The 17,448-nt window shown below is 68.4% G+C and carries 18 protein-coding genes; all 18 read right to left on the minus strand.

What is annotated here, in order from left to right; all coding sequences use genetic code 11:
• Positions 1-8: 8 nt before the first annotated feature.
• The 18 genes from PSS76_RS14320 to ftsH all read right to left on the minus strand — a co-directional run bounded on the left by PSS76_RS14320 (position 9) and on the right by ftsH (position 17,406).
• The gene (locus tag PSS76_RS14320; protein WP_081205625.1) at positions 9-743 is read right to left on the minus strand and encodes a sigma factor-like helix-turn-helix DNA-binding protein; all 735 of its coding nucleotides are present in this window, start codon (positions 741-743) and stop codon (positions 9-11) included.
• 98 nt (positions 744-841) lie between these two features.
• The gene (locus PSS76_RS14325) at positions 842-2,005 is read right to left on the minus strand and encodes an acyltransferase family protein (protein ID WP_064079605.1); all 1,164 of its coding nucleotides are present in this window, start codon (positions 2,003-2,005) and stop codon (positions 842-844) included.
• Positions 2,002-3,852, minus strand: coding sequence for a hypothetical protein (locus tag PSS76_RS14330; RefSeq protein WP_306256402.1), 1,851 nt, complete (start codon positions 3,850-3,852; stop codon positions 2,002-2,004). The genes PSS76_RS14325 and PSS76_RS14330 overlap by 4 nt, the downstream gene beginning before the upstream one ends.
• A 687-nt stretch (positions 3,853-4,539) precedes the next feature.
• Entirely contained in the window at positions 4,540-4,893 is a 354-nt protein-coding gene (locus tag PSS76_RS14335) for a histone-like nucleoid-structuring protein Lsr2 (protein ID WP_337456274.1), read from the minus strand.
• Between the two features lie 127 nt (positions 4,894-5,020).
• Positions 5,021-6,532 carry a lysine--tRNA ligase gene (gene lysS / locus PSS76_RS14340; RefSeq protein ID WP_022593961.1) on the minus strand — a complete coding sequence of 504 codons (1,512 nt, stop codon included), beginning with the start codon at positions 6,530-6,532 and terminating at the stop codon, positions 5,021-5,023.
• Between the two features lie 82 nt (positions 6,533-6,614).
• Complete coding sequence (locus PSS76_RS14345) at positions 6,615-7,037, minus strand: rhodanese-like domain-containing protein (RefSeq protein WP_005515730.1); 423 nt, start codon at positions 7,035-7,037, stop codon at positions 6,615-6,617.
• Positions 7,034-7,618, minus strand: a complete 585-nt coding sequence (locus PSS76_RS14350) for a cysteine dioxygenase (protein ID WP_005515731.1) — start codon at positions 7,616-7,618, stop codon at positions 7,034-7,036. The genes PSS76_RS14345 and PSS76_RS14350 overlap by 4 nt, the downstream gene beginning before the upstream one ends.
• Positions 7,619-7,768: 150 nt before the next feature.
• Complete coding sequence (locus PSS76_RS14355; RefSeq protein ID WP_022593959.1) at positions 7,769-8,581, minus strand: type III pantothenate kinase; 813 nt, start codon at positions 8,579-8,581, stop codon at positions 7,769-7,771.
• 4 nt (positions 8,582-8,585) lie between these two features.
• A complete protein-coding gene (gene panD / locus PSS76_RS14360) occupies positions 8,586-9,008 on the minus strand; it encodes an aspartate 1-decarboxylase (protein WP_005515735.1) in 423 nt (140 codons plus the stop codon).
• Positions 9,009-9,040: 32 nt separating this feature from the next.
• The gene (panC, locus tag PSS76_RS14365) at positions 9,041-9,985 is read right to left on the minus strand and encodes a pantoate--beta-alanine ligase (RefSeq protein ID WP_013414785.1); all 945 of its coding nucleotides are present in this window, start codon (positions 9,983-9,985) and stop codon (positions 9,041-9,043) included.
• On the minus strand, positions 9,982-10,908 hold the full coding sequence (locus PSS76_RS14370; RefSeq protein WP_041673831.1) for a Rossmann-like and DUF2520 domain-containing protein: 927 nt from the start codon (positions 10,906-10,908) through the stop codon (positions 9,982-9,984). Before PSS76_RS14370 ends, panC begins: the two co-directional genes overlap by 4 nt.
• A gap of 134 nt (positions 10,909-11,042) precedes the next feature.
• The gene (locus PSS76_RS14375; RefSeq protein WP_084979469.1) at positions 11,043-12,014 is read right to left on the minus strand and encodes a DUF6779 domain-containing protein; all 972 of its coding nucleotides are present in this window, start codon (positions 12,012-12,014) and stop codon (positions 11,043-11,045) included.
• A gap of 93 nt (positions 12,015-12,107) precedes the next feature.
• Positions 12,108-12,575, minus strand: a complete 468-nt coding sequence (locus tag PSS76_RS14380) for a DUF3180 domain-containing protein (protein ID WP_238780603.1) — start codon at positions 12,573-12,575, stop codon at positions 12,108-12,110.
• A 5-nt stretch (positions 12,576-12,580) separates the two neighbouring features.
• On the minus strand, positions 12,581-13,087 hold the full coding sequence (folK, locus tag PSS76_RS14385; protein ID WP_064077718.1) for a 2-amino-4-hydroxy-6-hydroxymethyldihydropteridine diphosphokinase: 507 nt from the start codon (positions 13,085-13,087) through the stop codon (positions 12,581-12,583).
• Entirely contained in the window at positions 13,084-13,503 is a 420-nt protein-coding gene (gene folB, locus PSS76_RS14390) for a dihydroneopterin aldolase (RefSeq protein ID WP_022593951.1), read from the minus strand. The genes folK and folB overlap by 4 nt, the downstream gene beginning before the upstream one ends.
• Positions 13,504-13,528: 25 nt before the next feature.
• Entirely contained in the window at positions 13,529-14,338 is an 810-nt protein-coding gene (gene folP, locus PSS76_RS14395; protein ID WP_044990435.1) for a dihydropteroate synthase, read from the minus strand.
• Between the two features lie 32 nt (positions 14,339-14,370).
• Entirely contained in the window at positions 14,371-14,988 is a 618-nt protein-coding gene (gene folE, locus PSS76_RS14400; protein WP_005515748.1) for a GTP cyclohydrolase I FolE, read from the minus strand.
• Positions 14,989-15,072: 84 nt separating this feature from the next.
• Entirely contained in the window at positions 15,073-17,406 is a 2,334-nt protein-coding gene (gene ftsH / locus PSS76_RS14405) for an ATP-dependent zinc metalloprotease FtsH (protein ID WP_084865463.1), read from the minus strand.
• Between the last annotated feature and the right edge of the window lie 42 nt (positions 17,407-17,448).

Here is a 17,448-nt window from a genome sequence, read left to right on the forward strand (position 1 = left end):
GCACTCGGTCACCGCCGCAGATCCCACACGCTGTCCAGCGACCCCAGCTTGTGCGGGTTCCGGATCGCGTAGACGCGGGTGATGCGGCCGTCCTCGACGACCACGCTCACCGCGGTGGCCTCGCCGTCGACGTCGATTCGGATGCCGGGCATCCCGTTGAGCCAGGTCGTGGTCGTCGCGAAACCCGGCAGCGATGCCGCCTTGGACAGGAAGACCGCCACCCGGCGGGCGCCGACGATGGGCTTGCGCGCCGCCGTCGCGATGCCGCCGCCGTCGGCGACCACCACGACGTCCGGAGCGAGCACGTCGACCAGCGCCTGCACATCACCGGTGGAGACGGCGGCCAGGAATTTCTCGACCACCGCCTGCTGCTGGGCTCGGTCGACCTGCATCCGCGGTCGGCGTGCCCCGACGTGCTCGCGCGCCCGGTGCGCGATCTGCCGCACGGAGGCCGGCCTCCGGCCCACCGCTTCCGCGATCTCCGCGTACGGCATCTCGAAGACCTCGTGCAGCACGAACACCGCCCGTTCGACCGGCCCGAGGGTCTCGAGAACCGTCAGCATCGCGATCGACACGTTCTCGGCCAGCTCGACGTCGTCCGCGACGTCGGGGGTGGTCCGGTTGTGCCAGGTCACTTCCACCGGTTCGGCCACGTCGCCGAGCATCCTGCGCGACATGCGCTTGACCACCGCGCCGCAGATTCCGGTCAACTCGGCCCGGGGGATCCGGGTTCTGCTGGTCATGATTCCTCCTCCGCTCGTGTGCACTCGGATCACGTGCACTCGGCATGGAGACACCGGCCGGAGGGAAGGTGTGACACAGCCTTCGAACTCTCCGCCCCTCAGTCGACCGGACTCGTAGTGGGCACCCGGTCGGCTCCACGCCGCACCACCGTCATCGGCCGGCGCTCCACCCGGGGGCCCGAGGGGATCACGCGTTCGAGTGTCCGATGCAGCGCCCACGCGATCGGGACGGAGAACGCGACGGTGACGACGAATACGCCGACCGTCGAGCCCTGGAACGTCCGGTAGCCGAGCATGTCGACGACGAATTCCATGACGACGAGATGCACCAGGAACATCTCGTAGGAGATCTCCCCGAGCCACACCATCGGGCCCGACGAGCACAGCCGCCCCAGCGGGCCGGGGCGATCGCCGATCACGAGTGGCGCCATCAGCGCCGTCGCGAACAGCAGGTACAGCATGGATTTGCTGATCGCCTCGGTCGCGTTCGACGGCACGATGGTCGCCTCCCCGGCCAGCGGGGTGCACGCGAGCAGCAGGAAGTAGAGCGCGAGCAAACCCGTTCCGTACGGGTTGCAGCGCCTGATCGTCACCGACGCCAGCGCGAGCAGCATTCCGCCCGCGAACCATGCTACGAATCCGGGCAGCCACAGCCGGGCGGTGAACGTGATGTCGGTGCCGTGGGTGATCGACGTCCACAGCGGAGAGACCGCGACGAGGGCGAGCAGTGCGATCGCGAGGCGCATGGGGTGCCACTCCCGCCGGCAGACGACGACCACCAGCAGCCAGCCGATCACCGGTAACAGCAGGTAGAACGTGACCTCGACCGCGAGACTCCACATCTGGGTGAGACCGGTGTGCAGATGGCCCGGACCGTAGATCTGGGTGAGCGTCATGTTCCGCAGGAAGCCCGACCAGCCCAGCCCGGTCTCGCCAGCGTCGTCCCGGAACAGGTAGATCGCGTACGTCGCGGCGACGGTGATCCAGTACGCCGGCAGGATGCGGCGGGCGCGATGCCACAGGTACGTCCGCGTCGACGGCAAGGCGCGCTCCCCCGCCGCGGTCAGCAGCCACGGCCGGAACAGCAGGAATCCGGAGAGAACGAAGAAGATCGCGACCCCGATCTCGAGCCTCGAGAACGCGCCACCGGCCAGATCGGGGGTGTACCGGCCCGTCCAGAACGCCGCGTGGGCGCCGACGACCAGCAGTGCCGCGACGGCCCGCAGGCCCGTCAGCGACCGAATGTAGCCCGCCTCGCTCACGACCCGGCCTTCGGTGCGCCGACGACGGAACCGACCGGTCCCGCGCCCACACACAGTTCCAGTCCGGGCGTCTCCGGTGTGAGCCGTAGCCCCTCGCCGGCGCCGTACAGCCGCACGAAGACCTGGTTCAGTCCGGCCTCGACGGGAACCGTCACCGTGTCGTCGCTGCGATCGAGACCGACCTCGACCACACCGTCCGCGCTCGCGAAGTAGTTCAGCTGCGCCGTCCACTCCCAGTCGATCAGCGGACCGTCGAGCGGCAAGACCGCACCGTCTCCCTCCACCCGGTACCCGCAGCCCGGTTCGGGGCCCTGGCCGAGTTTCCGGGTCGGCGTCACCGCGGCGGGGATCAGGCGTCCGGAGTCGTCGAGCAATTGCAGGTAGTCGGTGTGCCGGGCGAACTCCGGACGGTCCCGCAGCGGCGCGAAGAGGTGACTGGTGGTGTTGTGCGGGTAGGCGACCGGCAGCAGTACCCAGATCGAGACCGGCTGATCGAGCAGCGGCGTGTCCGGGTTCGCGGCGAGCGACTGACGGGCGTGCGCCAGGTAGTCGACGGTCGGGTTGTCGCGCCACCGTTGCACGAAGGTGACCGTCGACCACAGGCTGCTCGCGACGAACAGCATCGTCAGCGCCGCCACGACGACCGGCGGCACCTTCGGCAGTGACCGGACGCTTTCGCGGCGCGGCGCACGCACGATGAGCGCCCAGCCGATGGCGAGCACGACGGTGCTGTCGGCGACGTACCGGAGCGTCTGCGCCAGCTCGTACGCCGTGTCGGGTCCGGATCGGGTGAGCACCATCGCGGCCTCGGACGCCGCGACGTAGGCGACCATCGCGATCCACACTCCGCCGGTGCGCAGGCGATACCGCAACGACCACGCCAGCGCTGCAGCCACCGCAACCCACCCGAACACCACGAGCACGATCGGAGGGGTCGCCCACGGCGGACTCGGGGGCCAGCGATCCCACGCCCACGGACCTCCGAGCAGCGTCGGGATCACACCGAGAGAAGTTCCGTGATGCAGCAGACCGGCGGTCTGCGTCGCGCTCGGCAGTACGAATCGTGACTCGGTGAACACCAGGTACGACGCCGCCCAGCACGCGACGACCGCAGCGAGTGGAATCCACAGCGCACGCCCCTTCGCCAGGGCCGTGCGCACCGGATGGTCGATGTCGTCGACGCGGTACATCAACACCACCACTGCGAACGCGACGATCGGCACCAGCACCGACTTCTCGAAGAACGCCAGCGACAGCGCGGCGACGATCGCGCCGGACACCGCGAACCGCATCCGCCCGGTCCGGCACAGCCGGACAGCGTCGCCCGCCACCCAGGCGAGACCGATCTGCATCGGCAGCGAGTTCAGACCGGCCGCCCACCACGCGAAGGACGGCAGCGTCAGGGGCGAGAAGAGGTAGAACGTGAGCGGCAGCAAGAGGACGGCGCGTGTGCCCAGCAGCAGTCGCAACACCCGCAACACCGCGAGCGAGGCGCCCGCCTGCAGCACGATCAGCATGATCGCCGGAACCGTCCAGTTCAGCGGCGCCACAGCCGTAGCCAGCCAGGCAGCCAGGAACGCGGCCGGCATGAAATGCCCGTCGTGGTCGTAGAACAGGAACGCGCCGGACGGCACCGAGTACTGCCCCGACCGGCTGACGAGGATCAGGTCGTCCCAGTAGAAGTCCCCCGCGAACGCGACGATGCCGCGCACCACGAGCTGAAGAGCGACGAGCGCCGCCGCGACGGCGAGAACCCGGCGTGGGGAAAGCGGCCACCAACGGTTCCGCGTCGGCGTGTCCGACGACGCCGTCGGGTCGCCCGTGCCTGCTTCCGGAACGGTTCGCACTCGCGTACTCCTTCCAGCCCGCCGGTCACCGTCGGGGAACCTTACCGACGCAAATTAATGCGTCTCTGAGGGTCCGACGGGCCGCCGTCCGGTCGGCCTCCGACGATAGGCCCGACAGCGAAGTCCGTACACGCGTCTCGGGGATTACGGATCCACCCGCCTTTTCCAGGCACACCTGTAACGGCGCCGACCGCGTAATCGGTCGGCACGGGGGCGTCGTGCGATCCAGCACGGAAATGATGTGACTTCGCGACGCACGGCTCGACACGCTTCATACCACCGCCGGCAGAAATCGGCCACTCGAGATCATGCATAGCGAAGTATCGCGACCGGAAGGCGCAATAGCCCTCGACGATCGACGCCGCCAGGAAGGCCGACCAATTACTCTGCGACGACTTACCACCGGCGCGTCGCACCGACACTTCCCCGCTCGAATGGCTTGCCCACGGATTACCCGCCCAGCCGTCCGAGCAGCACGACGACCCACCGGGATTGCCCAGAATCAGCGAAATTCCCGCAGCGTGACAGAAAACCGGACGGTCTTCTTGCGCAACGTCCGAAGCACGATTCAGCGGTAATTTCTCGGGCTGCGTGCCCGCAAAGATCCACCTCGGCTGCACATCGCGGACGTTATCAGCGAGTCAGCGGAGGTGGACCCGATTCGCGGGAGCCGTGCTCGGCCCGTGATCAGTGCGCCTTGTTGTACGCCTCGGTGATTTCGGCGGAGATGCGCCCACGGGACGAGACCGTGAACCCGTTGCGACGCGCCCATTCGCGAATTGCCGCACTCTGCTCCCGATCGACGGACGGTCGCGAGGACGTGGCGCCGGCGCCGGCCGAACTCTTTCCACCGCGACGACTCTTCGTCACCTTGCGTGCGTGCGAAACCCACACCTCGAGCTGCTCGCGCAGTTTCGCAGCATTATCGGACGACAGATCGATCTCGTACAGAACCCCATCCAGGCCGAACTCGACAGTTTCATCGGCAGTCGCGTTCTGATCGACGTCGTCGATGAGCGTTACGGTGACCTTCTTTGCCATGGGGTCAATTCCTTCCGAATCTTGCGACCTGCTCGGACGCTAACCGCCTGTCGGCGACTCGAATGCAATAGTACCCCGAGTCACCGAATTCGATGACTCAGCATTGGAATTAATATAAAGCCGCCGGTCAGCGCGCGGAAGGCCGGACAATTGGGAACAGGATCGTTTCCCGGATTCCCAATCCGGTCAGCGCCATGAGCAGACGATCGATTCCCATACCTGTTCCAGTGGTCGGAGGCATACCCTGTTCCATCGCCGCCAGGAACTCCTCGTCGAGAACCATTGCCTCGTCGTCACCCGCCGAGGCCAGGCGGGCCTGATCCATGAAACGCTCGCGCTGAATGATCGGATCGACCAGCTCGGAGTAGCCGGTGGCCAGCTCGAATCCGCGGACGTACAGATCCCACTTCTCCGTCACCCCCGGCAGGCTGCGGTGCTGACGCGTCAGCGGCGACGTCTCCACCGGGAAGTTCCGCACGAAGGTCGGCTCGAACAGCTGATCACCGCACTGGTGCTCCCACAGCTCCTCGACGAGCTTGCCGTGGCCGTAGCCCTTGTCCTTCGGGACCTCGAGTCCCACCCGCTCGGCCAGCGCCAGCAGTTCCTCGACCGTGGTGTCGGGAGTGACGTCGACGCCGATCGCGGCGGACAGCGACGGATACATCTCCATCGTCTTCCACTCGCCGCTCAGGTCGTACTCGGTGCCGTCGGCCAGCGTGACGACCTGCGTGCCGAACGCCGCCTGCGCGACTTCCTGGACGAGCTCGCGGATCATCTTCGCGGAGTCGTCGTACGTGCCGTAGGCCTCGTACGTCTCGAGCATCGCGAACTCCGGAGAGTGCGTCGAATCGACACCCTCGTTACGGAAGTTGCGGTTGATCTCGAACACCTTCTCGATACCGCCGACGACGCAGCGCTTGAGGAACAGCTCCGGCGCGATGCGCAGGTACAGGTCGATGTCGAGCGCATTCGAGTGCGTGACGAACGGACGCGCGGCGGCGCCGCCGTGCAGCGTCTGCAGCATCGGCGTCTCGACCTCGAGGAAGCCACGGCGCTCGAGCGCGTTGCGCAGCTCACGCACCACCGCCACACGCTTGCGCGCCATGTCGCGGGCCTCGGGACGGATGATCAGGTCCGCGTAGCGCTGACGGACGCGCGACTCCTCGCTCATCTCCTTGTGCGCGACCGGCATCGGGCGCAGCGACTTCGCCGCCATCTGCCACGTGTCGGCCATGACGCTGAGCTCACCGCGGCGCGAACTGATGACCTCGCCGTGCACGAACACGAAATCGCCGAGGTCGACGTCGGACTTCCACGCCGCGAGGGCGTCCTCACCGACGTTCGCCAGGCTCAGCATCGCCTGCAGCTGGGTGCCGTCGCCCTCCTGCAGCGTCGCGAAGCAGAGCTTGCCGGTATTGCGGACGAAGATGACCCGGCCGACGACGCCGACCTGCTCGCCGGTGCTCGAGTCGGGCTCGAGATCGGGGTACTTGGCACGGATCTCCGCGAGGCTGTGAGTGCGTGGCACGGAGACCGGATACGGCTCCTGCCCCTGGGCGAGCAGACGCTCCCGCTTCTCGCGGCGGATCCGGAGCTGCTCGGGGGTGTCGTCTACTGGCTGCGCGGGTGCTTCACTCACGGGGTACAAGACTATAGGGCGGCGCTCGTCGAGCTTGGCGCCGGTATCACGTCTTGCCTTCGGATCCGCCGGACGTCAGGGGTCAGTGCGCCGACACCGATGCCAGTTCACGGGTGCAGTGGCGCTCGCCCATCAACGCGCCGAGCAGACCTGCCGCCTTGATCGCCTTGTAGCCGCCCACCAGATCGGTGGCCTTGTGCAGCCCGAGCTGCCGCAACGACGCCGCCGCCAGGCTCGAGGTGTAACCCTCGGAGCACACGATCACCCATTCGACGTCGTGGTCCACCGCGAGCGCGAGGTGCGCGTCGCTGGACGGATCGAGCCGCCACTCGAGGACGTTGCGCTCGACCGCGAGCGCCCCGGGCAGTGTGCCCTCACGCGCACGCTGCGCCTGCGGGCGAATGTCCACGAAGATCGCGCCGCGGCGGTGAGCCTCGACGAGTTCGAAGACGTACATGCGGTCGAGCTGGGAACGAGCGTCCTCGAGCATCTGGTCGATGGTCACTTGGAGCCCCCTTCGGGCAGATCGGTCAGCTCGGTACGGGTGCGGCGCAGCGCGCCGTGTTCGGTGACCTCGTAGTAGGACATGGCGGTGAGCGGCGGCGAGTACGCGTGCACGCTCAGTGTGGGTTCGGTGCTGTCGGTGGCGGGGCCGGGAGCACGCATGACGTCGTGCACCCACCCGAGCGGGAAGGCAGCCTGATCGCCGGCGTCGAGGGTGCGGCGACGCAGATCGCCGTCCGTCCACCGGTACTCGGCGAGGCTGCCGCTCAGCACGGTCAGCGCACCGAAAGATCCTGCGTGGTCATGCAATTCGGTGGACTTGTCCGGAACCCAGCTGATCAGCCAGACGTCGACGTCGTCGTCCGAGGACAGCCGCGTGGACCAGCGCTCGTGCGTCGGGAACGCCGCGGGCAGCAGGTGGTCGTGCCGACCCTCGATAACGTCGGCGGCACCCTGGTCGGTGATCCGGAGCAGGTCGGCGGGACGCAGTCGCGTGGGCAATGACGATCCGAGACGACGGACGTCGGGGTGAGTGGAGAGGTCGAGCGCAGACGTGGAGACGCCGAAAGAAGAAGAAGGCATGAGCAAAGCTCCAGGAAGTGAAATTGGTCAAGGCAGCGTTCAGCCTCGACAACACTCCTGGGCGCTCATGCAACGGAACATGTCGAACAGTGTGACACAACATCGCCGACAGGGAAACCCCGAACACGCGTGGCGACGCGCAACTTCGCCTCAGATCTCGCTGCGACGCGCTCCACGACGCGCGAGATTGCGCTCGTACACCAGACGCAGACCCTCGAGCGTCAGCTCGGGCTCGTGGTGTTCGACGGTCTCGCACTCCGGCATGATCAACGGCGCACTGTCACCGGTCGCGATGACGGCGACGTCCGCGCCACCGAATGCCGTGAGCTCCGCGCGAACTCGGCGCACCAGACCGTCGACCAGGCCGGCGAATCCGAACACGGCGCCGGACTGCATCGCTTCCACGGTGTTCTTCCCGACCACCGATCTGGGGCGGATCAGTTCGACCTTGCGCAGCGCCGCCGACTGCGACGCCAGCGCATCCGTGGAGATCTCGAGGCCTGGCGCGATGGCGCCACCGAGGAACTCCCCCTTCGCCGACACGACGTCGATGCACGTCGACGTCCCGAAGTCCACGACGATGCACGCACCGTCGTAGAAATGATGCGCCGCAAGACTGTTGACGATTCGGTCGGCCCCGACCTCCTTGGGGTTGTCGACCAGCAACGGCACCCCCGTGCGCACCCCGGGCTCCACCACGACGTGCGGTACGTGGTCCCAGTAGCGGCCCAGCATCACCCGGATCTCCCGCAGCACCGACGGCACGGTCGACAGCGCCGACACACCGGTGACCTGTTCGGCGTTCGCACCCAGCAGGCCCCGGAACTTGAGCGCCAACTCGTCGGCGGTCATCCGCGGATCGGTGCGCATCCGCCAGTCCTGCACCAGCTTCGAGTGCGAGCCGCTGCCGGTGAACAGCCCGAGAACGATGTTGGTGTTCCGGACGTCGACGGTGAGGAGCACCGTCCTACACCAGACTGGAGAGCATCCGGGGCGTGATCAGACCGGAACCCTCGGGCGCGTGCGCGGGGTCCGAGCCGAGCTCGACCGGCTTGTTGTCGCCGTCCACGAACACGACGCGCGGCGCGTACTCGCGGACCTCGTCCTCGTTCATCACGCCGTAGGCGATGAGGATGACGAGGTCGCCCGGGTTCACCAGATGCGCTGCGGCACCGTTGATCCCGATGACACCCGAGCCGCGCTCGCCGGTGATCACGTAGGTCTCGAGGCGGGCGCCGTTGTCGATGTCGACGATCGTCACCTGCTCACCCTCGAGCAGGTCGGCCGCCTCCATCAGATCCTGGTCGACGGTCACCGAACCCACGTAGTGCAGGTCGGCGTGCGTGACCGTCGCCCGGTGGATCTTCGACTTCATCATGGTGCGCAACATGTTCGGCCCTTCGGTGTGTCTGTGGGAGGAGGTCAGTAGATGTCCGCGACGGCCGGGTCGCCCGGCTGGGTGTCGCGCTCGAGGAACCCGGTGCCGACTGCGACACCGACGTTGTCGATCAGCCGGGTGGTGCCGATACGGGCGGCGACCAGGAGACGACCGTCGCCGCGCTCCGGGGCCGGCCCGAGATCGACGCCGCGCACCTCGAGGTAGTCCACCTCGATCGCGGGGACGGCGTCGAGCACGGCACGGGCGGTGCCGAGGATCGCCTCCGCACCACCGGCCGCGGAGTGGGCGCCCGCGACGAGCGCCGCCGACAGCGTGGTGGCCAGCTGCCGCTGGTCGGCGTCGAGGTAGCGGTTGCGCGACGACAGCGCCAGGCCGTCCTGTTCACGCACCGTCGGCACCCCGACGATCCGGACGTCGAAGTTGAGGTCGCGGACCATCTGCCGGATGAGCGTCAGTTGCTGGTAGTCCTTCTCACCGAAGAACGCGGCGTTGGGCGCAGCGATCTGCAGCAGCTTCGCGACGACGGTGAGCATGCCGGCGAAGTGCGTCGGACGGCTCCCGCCCTCGAGCTCGGCACCCAGCGGACCCGGCTGCACCGTGGTCCGCGGCCCGTCCGGGTACATCGCGGAGGCGGTGGGCGCGAACACCAACTCGACGCCCTCGGCACGCAGTAGTTCCAGATCCGCGTCGAGGGTGCGCGGGTAGGCGTCGAGGTCCTCGCCCGCGCCGAACTGCAGCGGATTCACGAAGATCGACACGACCACGACAGCACCGGTCAGCTTCGCCTGTCGGACCAGCTCGATGTGTCCGGCGTGCAGGGCGCCCATCGTCGGCACGAGAGCGACCTGACGGCCGACACCGCGCAGCGCCTTCGACACCCGCGTCAGGATCGCGGGGTCGTGGTGCACGGTCAGTTCGCCGCGCTTGTATCCGCCCTGCAGTGCAGAAGCTTCGGTCACAGTGCTCACCTTCGGTCCTCGAGTACTTCCATCAGTTCGGGCTTGGATCCCGTGCGTTGCGCGGTCCGCCGCGACAGGGCGCGATAGCCGGCGGCCAGTTGCGGGTCGACGCCCTCGAGAACCTCGAGATGCTTCGCGACTGCTGCCGCGTCTCCCCGGGCGACGGGGCCGGTCAACGCGGACTGTCCACGCCGCAGGGCGTTGTCCAGCGCCGCCGAGAGCAGCGGCTGCAGCACCCGCTCGGGCAGCCCGTTGGGATCGGAGCCGACCAGTTCCTGGCCGAGCAGTTCCTGCCCCTCGAGCGCCACACGCAGCGCATCCACGGCGTCGACGACCAGCGTCACCAGGTGGTTGCTGCCGTGCGCGAGCGCGGCGTGGTACAGCGGGCGGACGTCCTCCCGGACCCGGACGGGTTCACCGCCGATCTCGAGCACGAGCGACTGGCCGATCGCGTAGCCGATGTCGTCGGCGGCGGTGATGCCGAAGCAGGCGTCGGACAGCCGTGCGGTGTCCTCGACATGGCCGGTGAACGTCATCGCGGGATGGATCGCCAGCGGGACGACGCCCTGCGCGGTGAGCGGTTCGAGAATACCGATGCCGTTGGCGCCGGAGGTGTGCACGACGATGGTGCCGGGGCGTACCGATTCGGTCGCGGCGAGACCCTTGATCAGTCCCGCGAGTTCGTCGTCGGGAACCGCGAGGACCAACAGCTCCGCGCGGGCCGCGACCTCGGGAACCGGAAGGATCTCGCTGTCCGGCAGTCGCGTCTCGGCGCGGTGGACGGAAGCGTCGGACACCGCGGAACAGGCGACGACCAGATGACCGACTCGCTCCAACGCGGAGCCTACGGCTGTGCCGACCCGACCTGCGGAGACGATTCCGACCGTCAATCGCGCAGGCGCAGGCCCATTGGTGATCCCGAAAGAGGTCACACTTGTCCTCTCGTTCGTTCCAGTCCCGCTCGGCGGGTACCAGACGTCCTGCGGAGAGAATAGCGCCGCGCGAAGAGGCGCCGCCACGGGCTACAGACGTGATCTACAGCTCACTCGCGTGCGACGCAGAACGGTTACTCTGCCCGCCGGCGCCGGCGCGGCGCGCTCCCGCTCGATTCCGCGGACTTCATGTTGGCCATGATCTCGGCGACCGAGAGTCCGCTCGAGTGCGCACCCGCGGGCTCGGCGTCCTCGGACAGTCGGCGCGAGCGTCGCGAGGTGGGACGTGCGGAGTCGTCGAGCTCGGACTGCGACTCCGCCTCCGGCTCCGGCTCGGGTTCCGGCTTCCGCTCCTGCACGGGCTGCGGTTCGGGCTCAGGTTCGGGCTCAGGTTCGGGCGCGGGCTGCGGTTCGGGCGCGGGCTGCGGCTGGGTCTCCTCGGCCTTCTCCGCCTCGTCGTCCACAGCCTCGACATCGAGGGGTTCGGGCTGCACGACCGTCGTCTCGGCCGTCATCGGCTCGTCGTACGGGGTCGCGAAGGACGGTCCCCGCGGGGCCGGAGGCTGGTTGTCGTTACGTGCCGGCTTCTCCGCCCCGGGAACGAACAGTCCCGACGCGGCGGGCTGGTAGCCGCCGGCGATTTCCTGGACGCGCATCGACTCCGCGCGCAGTGCCACGCGGTCTTCGGGCAGGCGGCCGTCGAACAGGACCTCGAGGTTCTTGCGCAGCGCCGCGAGTTCCTCGCGCAGCGCAGCGATGGTCTCGGCCTCGGCGCCCAGTTCGCCGCGAACCCGCACCTCGACACCGAGTTCGTATTCGCGGCGTGCGGTGATCTCGCGCTCGAGCTGCAGTTCGTACACCTTCTGCAGGTCGCGAACCTTGGCCTTGTCGAGCGCGGACTCACGGCGGTACTTCGTCATCGCGATGGCACCGAGCGTGGCGGCCCACAGCGCGACGACCAGCCCCACGCGCAGGAGCTGGACACTTTCACTGAAAATCAAGAGGAGCGACGCGACCACGGCGAGCACGACGAGGCCGGCGACGATCATCTGGCTCGCACTACGCCGATTACGGCGTACTTGCTTGGCGCGACCGGGAACCGTCATGCGATCAGGGTAGCCGGACCGGGAGAGTTCCCAGCTCCGGACACAACGGTGGCAACAATCCGTTATGCCCGTTTGATCCGAGGTGTGTGCCGCTCAATGCGCCGGCTCGTCCGGGTGGTCGTCGGGCGTGCGGCAGCAGTGCTCGAGCCACAGTGCGGCAGCCACCAGCAAAACGGCCGCAATCAACCCGACGATGACGCCCGAACTGTCGGACACGGCCGCCCGCAGGTGCGACCTCTGTGGCCACAGGAACACCAGAAACCCCGCCCAGACACCCGCGCTCGCCGCTCCGACCAGTGCGGATGCCTTCGCGAGCGCGACCGCCCGGGCCGCGGTGATCGGGTGCAGCTGCCTCGGCCCGTCACCGATCGCGTGCTCGCGCACACGTGAGCGGACGACGAAAGCGAGAACCGTCTCGATGAGCGCAACCGGGTACAGCGACGCCCCGGCATAGACCGGGATCGGGGGAAGCGAGCCGTACGCGACCCGCAGCAGAAGCCACGTCGCCACTGCCGCGAGCAGCGACAGTGACAACAGGTCCCAGATCCGGGTCGGCTTCATCACAGTTACCGTAGTTCCAGCCGCTGCGTCGTCCGCCGAACTCCGTCCCTTTCACTCGCGTCCAATTGCGCGAGCAGCTCGTCCACCCGCACGTCCACCCCGTCGACGTCGAGGGTCGCATCGGGTTCGACGGCGAGCCACGGCACGAGGACGAAGGCACGCTCGTGTGCCCGCGGGTGCGGCAGTGTCAGTTCCGGGTCGTCGCTGCGGATGCCGTCGCACGTGACGACGTCGACGTCGAGGGTGCGGGGGCCCCACCGTTGCTCGCGGACACGATCGGCCGAGGCCTCGAGCTCCTGCCCGCGCCGCAGCCAGCCGTGGGCATCGGTGCCGGGGTCGTCGACCACGACGATCGCGTTCAGGAAGTCCTGCTGCTCGACGCCGCCCCACGGGGCCGTCGCGTACACCGGGGAGACCGCCACCACGTGTTCCCGGAGACCGTCGACCACACCTTGCAGGTGGGCGAGGCTGTCACCGATGTTGGATCCGATGGACAGGACGGCCCGGCTCATCGGCGGATTCCGGCGCCGGCGCGCGAGCGGGTCGCCACGACCGCGACGTCGGCGAAGGTCAGCGGGATCGGGGCGGACGGCTTGTGCAGCACCACCTCGACGCCGCGAACGCGGTCGTCACGCATGACGTCGTCGGCGATCTCGGCGGCGACCGTCTCGATCAGATCCCGCGCCGGGCCACCCACGATCGCGGCGGCGCGCTGCGCCAGGTCGCCGTAGTCGAAGGTGTCCTGGAGATCGTCCGACGCCGCCGCGGGAGCGAGGTCCATCCACAGCGTCACATCGACGTAGAAGTCCTGACCGTCCCGCTTCTCGTGGTCGAACACCCCGTGGTTGCCGCGGACCTTCAGTCCCCGCAACTCGATGCGATCACCCGAGACTTCCGGGACATCCGGGCCACTACCGCCACCGCTCACCGCCACCTCCTGGCACAAACGAGAATCAACTCTGGGCACCTCGCGCCCACGCCGACGCCACCGCGATCGCATCGAGCGAGGCCTGCGCGTCGTGCACACGTACGCCCCACGCGCCGTGCATCGCGGCGAGCGCCGAGATCACCGCGGTGGCCGTCTCCCGCCCCGACGGCGGCCGCACCACCCCGTCGGCGTCGGCGAGCAGCGATCCCAGAAAACGTTTCCGTGACGCCCCGATCAACACCGGGAAGCCGAGTTCGACGAATTCCGGAAGCGCGTGCAGCAACTGCCAGTTGTGGTCGGGGTCCTTGACGAAGCCGAGACCCGGATCCAGCACCAGCGCCGACGGATCCACCCCCGCCGCGATCGCCGCGTCCACCTGGACCATCAGCTCGTCGCGGACGTCGCGCACCACGTCGTCGTAGTGGGTCGAGCCGCCGGCATGCACGAACTCGCCCGCGGGCCGCCAATGCATCAGCACCCAGGGCACCCCGGCGTCGGCGACGACGCGGGCCATGTCGGAGTCGGCACGCCCACCCGAGACGTCGTTGACGATGGTGACGCCCGCCTCGATCGCGGCCTGCGCAACCGAGGCCCGCATGGTGTCGACGCTGACGGTCACACCCTCGTCCACCAGAGCCGCGACGACCGGGGCCACGCGCTCCGCTTCGATCTTCGGATCGACGCGGGCGGCACCCGGCCTGGTGGACTCGCCACCGACGTCGACGATGTCCACACCGAGCCGGTGCAGGTGCACACCGTGCGCGACGGCCGCGTCCCGATCGAGGAACTGCCCACCGTCGGAGAAGGAATCGGCGGTGACGTTGAGGACGCCCATCACGACGGGGCGGCCGGGGCGCGGTAAGGCGATCACTTGCGCAGGATCAGATCCAGCGCCTCGGCACGCGAAGCAGAGTTCGACTGGAACAGTCCCCGCACCGCCGACGTCGTCGTGCTGGCGCCGGGCTTGCGGATGCCCCGCATGGCCATGCACAGGTGCTCGGCCTCGACGACGACGATGGCGCCACGCGGAGCGAGTTTGGCCATCAACGCGTCGGCGATCTGGCTGGTGAGCCGTTCCTGCACCTGCGGACGCTTGGCGTACAGATCGACCAACCGGGCGAGCTTCGACAGGCCGGTCACGCGACCCTCCGGACCCGGGATGTAGCCGACGTGGGCGACACCGTGGAACGACACCAGGTGGTGCTCGCACGTGGAGTACATGGGGATGTCGCGGACGAGGACCAGCTCCTGGTGTCCCTCGTCGAAGGTCGTGTTCAGGACGTCGTCGGGGTTGGTGTACAGACCCGCGAAGACCTCGCGGTACGCGCGTGCGACGCGCGCCGGGGTGTCCAGCAGACCCGGGCGGTCGGGGTCCTCACCGACCGCGAGCAGCAACTCGCGAACAGCCGCTTCCGCGCGCGCCTGATCGAAAGGCCTCCCAGTGGCGAGGGCGACCGACTCGCTCCCCAGCTGATTCACCGACAACCGACCGCACCTCCAGTATCGGGGCTGACTGCCCTGGCCCACCCAGGTAGGAGTGGGCCAGGGCCAAGCCTAGTTGCGAGCCGACTACTGCGAGCCGCTCGGCCCCTCCCATGCCTGCGTCCGAGTATCGTCATCAGACCGTCCGGTCCCTTCAGTCCCAGGTCGGGCACCCTGGCCGCCCGGCTGCGGATTCGGGGGCTCCCACTGCGGGTACTGCTGCCAGCCACCGTGCTGAGGCCGATTCCGGCTGTCGGCGCCTTCCTTCGGCGGCCAACCCGGCGCCGACCAGCCGGCCGGGGCACCGTAGTCGGGCATCGTGCCGTGCGGCGGCTGCTGCGCCTGGGGCTGGCCCGGCGGGTAGGACTGCTCGGGCCGTGGCGCCCGGTTCGGATCCGTCGCGTCGTGCCCGTTCACCGGAGCCGTCGACTCCCGGTGCGCGAACGCGGGCTGCGGGATCGCCTGCGTGGGCTCGGCAACCGGCGGCCACGTCTCGCCCCGCTCGACGGCGAGCTCGCGCGGCGTCTTGATCGGCGGCTTGTCCGACGGCGTGCGCTCGCCGAACACGTTGAACGCCGTGATCCGGGGACGCTTCTCGACGGACGTGAAGATCTCTTCCAGATCCTTGCGCGTGAGCGTCTCGCGCTCGAGCAGTTCGCGCGCGAGGATGTCGAGGACGTCGCGGTACTCGTTGAGGATGGACCACGCCTCGGTGTGCGCCGCCTCGATCAGGTTGCGCACCTCCTCGTCGATCTCGCGGGCCACCTCGTGCGAGTAGTCGGAGTTCATGCCCATCGAGCGACCCAGGAACGGATCGCCCTGCTCCTGGCCGTACCGCACCGCACCCAGCTTGGCGCTCATGCCGTACTCGGTGACCATCGCACGAGCGATCTTGGTGGCCTGGTCGATGTCGGACGACGCACCCGTCGTGGGCTCGTGGAACACGAGTTCCTCGGCGGCGCGTCCGCCCATCGCCATCACCAGGCGGGCGATCATCTCGGACCGCGTCATCAGACCCTTGTCGTCCTCGGGCACCGTCATGGCGTGACCGCCGGTGCGCCCGCGAGCCAGGATCGTCACCTTGTAGATGGGCTCGATGTCCGGCATCGCCCAGGCGGCGAGTGTGTGGCCGCCCTCGTGGTACGCGGTGATCTTCTTCTCGTGCTCGGAGATGATCCGGCTCTTGCGGCGCGGGCCGCCGATCACGCGGTCGACGGACTCCTCGAGCGCCGCCTCGGTGATCACGGTGCCGTTCTCGCGGGCCGTGAGCAGGGCCGCCTCGTTGATGACGTTCGCCAGGTCGGCGCCGGACATGCCGACGGTGCGCTTGGCGAGGCCCTCGAGGTCGGCATCCTGCGCGATCGGCTTGCCCTGCGAATGCACCTTCAGGATCGCGCGGCGGCCCGCCAGGTCTGGGGCGCCGACCGGGATCTGCCGGTCGAAGCGGCCCGGGCGCAGCAGGGCCGGATCGAGGATGTCGGGGCGGTTGGTCGCGGCGATCAGGATGATGCCCTGGCGGTCACCGAAACCGTCCATCTCGACGAGCAGCTGGTTGAGGGTCTGCTCACGCTCGTCGTGTCCGCCGCCCAGTCCGGCGCCACGCTGGCGGCCGACGGCGTCGATCTCGTCGACGAAGATGATGCAGGGGCTGTTCTGCTTGGCCTGCTCGAACAGGTCGCGCACGCGGGATGCGCCGACACCGACGAACATCTCGACGAAGTCCGAACCGGAGATCGTGAAGAACGGCACGCCGGCCTCGCCCGCGACGGCGCGCGCCAGCAGCGTCTTGCCGGTGCCGGGGGGCCCGTACAGCAGCACACCCTTGGGGATCTTGGCGCCGAGCGCCTGGTAGCGCGCGGGGTTCTGCAGGAAGTCCTTGATCTCGTACAGCTCTTCGACCGCCTCGTCGGCGCCCGCGACGTCCGCGAACGTCGTCTTCGGCATGTCCTTCGACAGCTGCTTGGCCTTCGATTTGCCGAAGCCCATCATTCCGCCGCGCCCGCCGCCCTGCATGCGGTTCATGACGAAGAAGAAGATGCCGAGCAGGATGATCATCGGCAGCACGAACAGCAGGATCGACGTCAGCCAGCTCTCCTGCGTCACGCTGGTGTTGTACTGCTCCGCCCCGGACCCGGCGACCTTGTCGAACACTTGCTCGGAGGCGGCACTCGGGTACTTCGCGATGATCTCGGTCTTGCCGTCGGTGGCGTCGTCGCCGTTCTTGAGCCACAGGCGCACCTGCTGTTCACGGTCGTCGATCTGCGCCTTGTCGACGTTCTTGGCGTCGAGTTGGGCGATCGCCACGGAGGTGTCGACCGATTTGAAGCCGCGCGTGTCGTTACCGAAGTAGCTGAAGGCGTAGATCACCAACAGGACGCCGGCGACTATCGCCAGGTTGCGGAACACAGTCTTGCGGTTCATACAGGTTCGGCCACGGCGGCCGGTCCTTTCGGTAGTGCGGGC

The organism is Prescottella sp. D32 (genome assembly GCF_037287305.1).
GTDB classification, from domain to species: Bacteria; Actinomycetota; Actinomycetes; order Mycobacteriales; family Mycobacteriaceae; genus Prescottella; species Prescottella equi.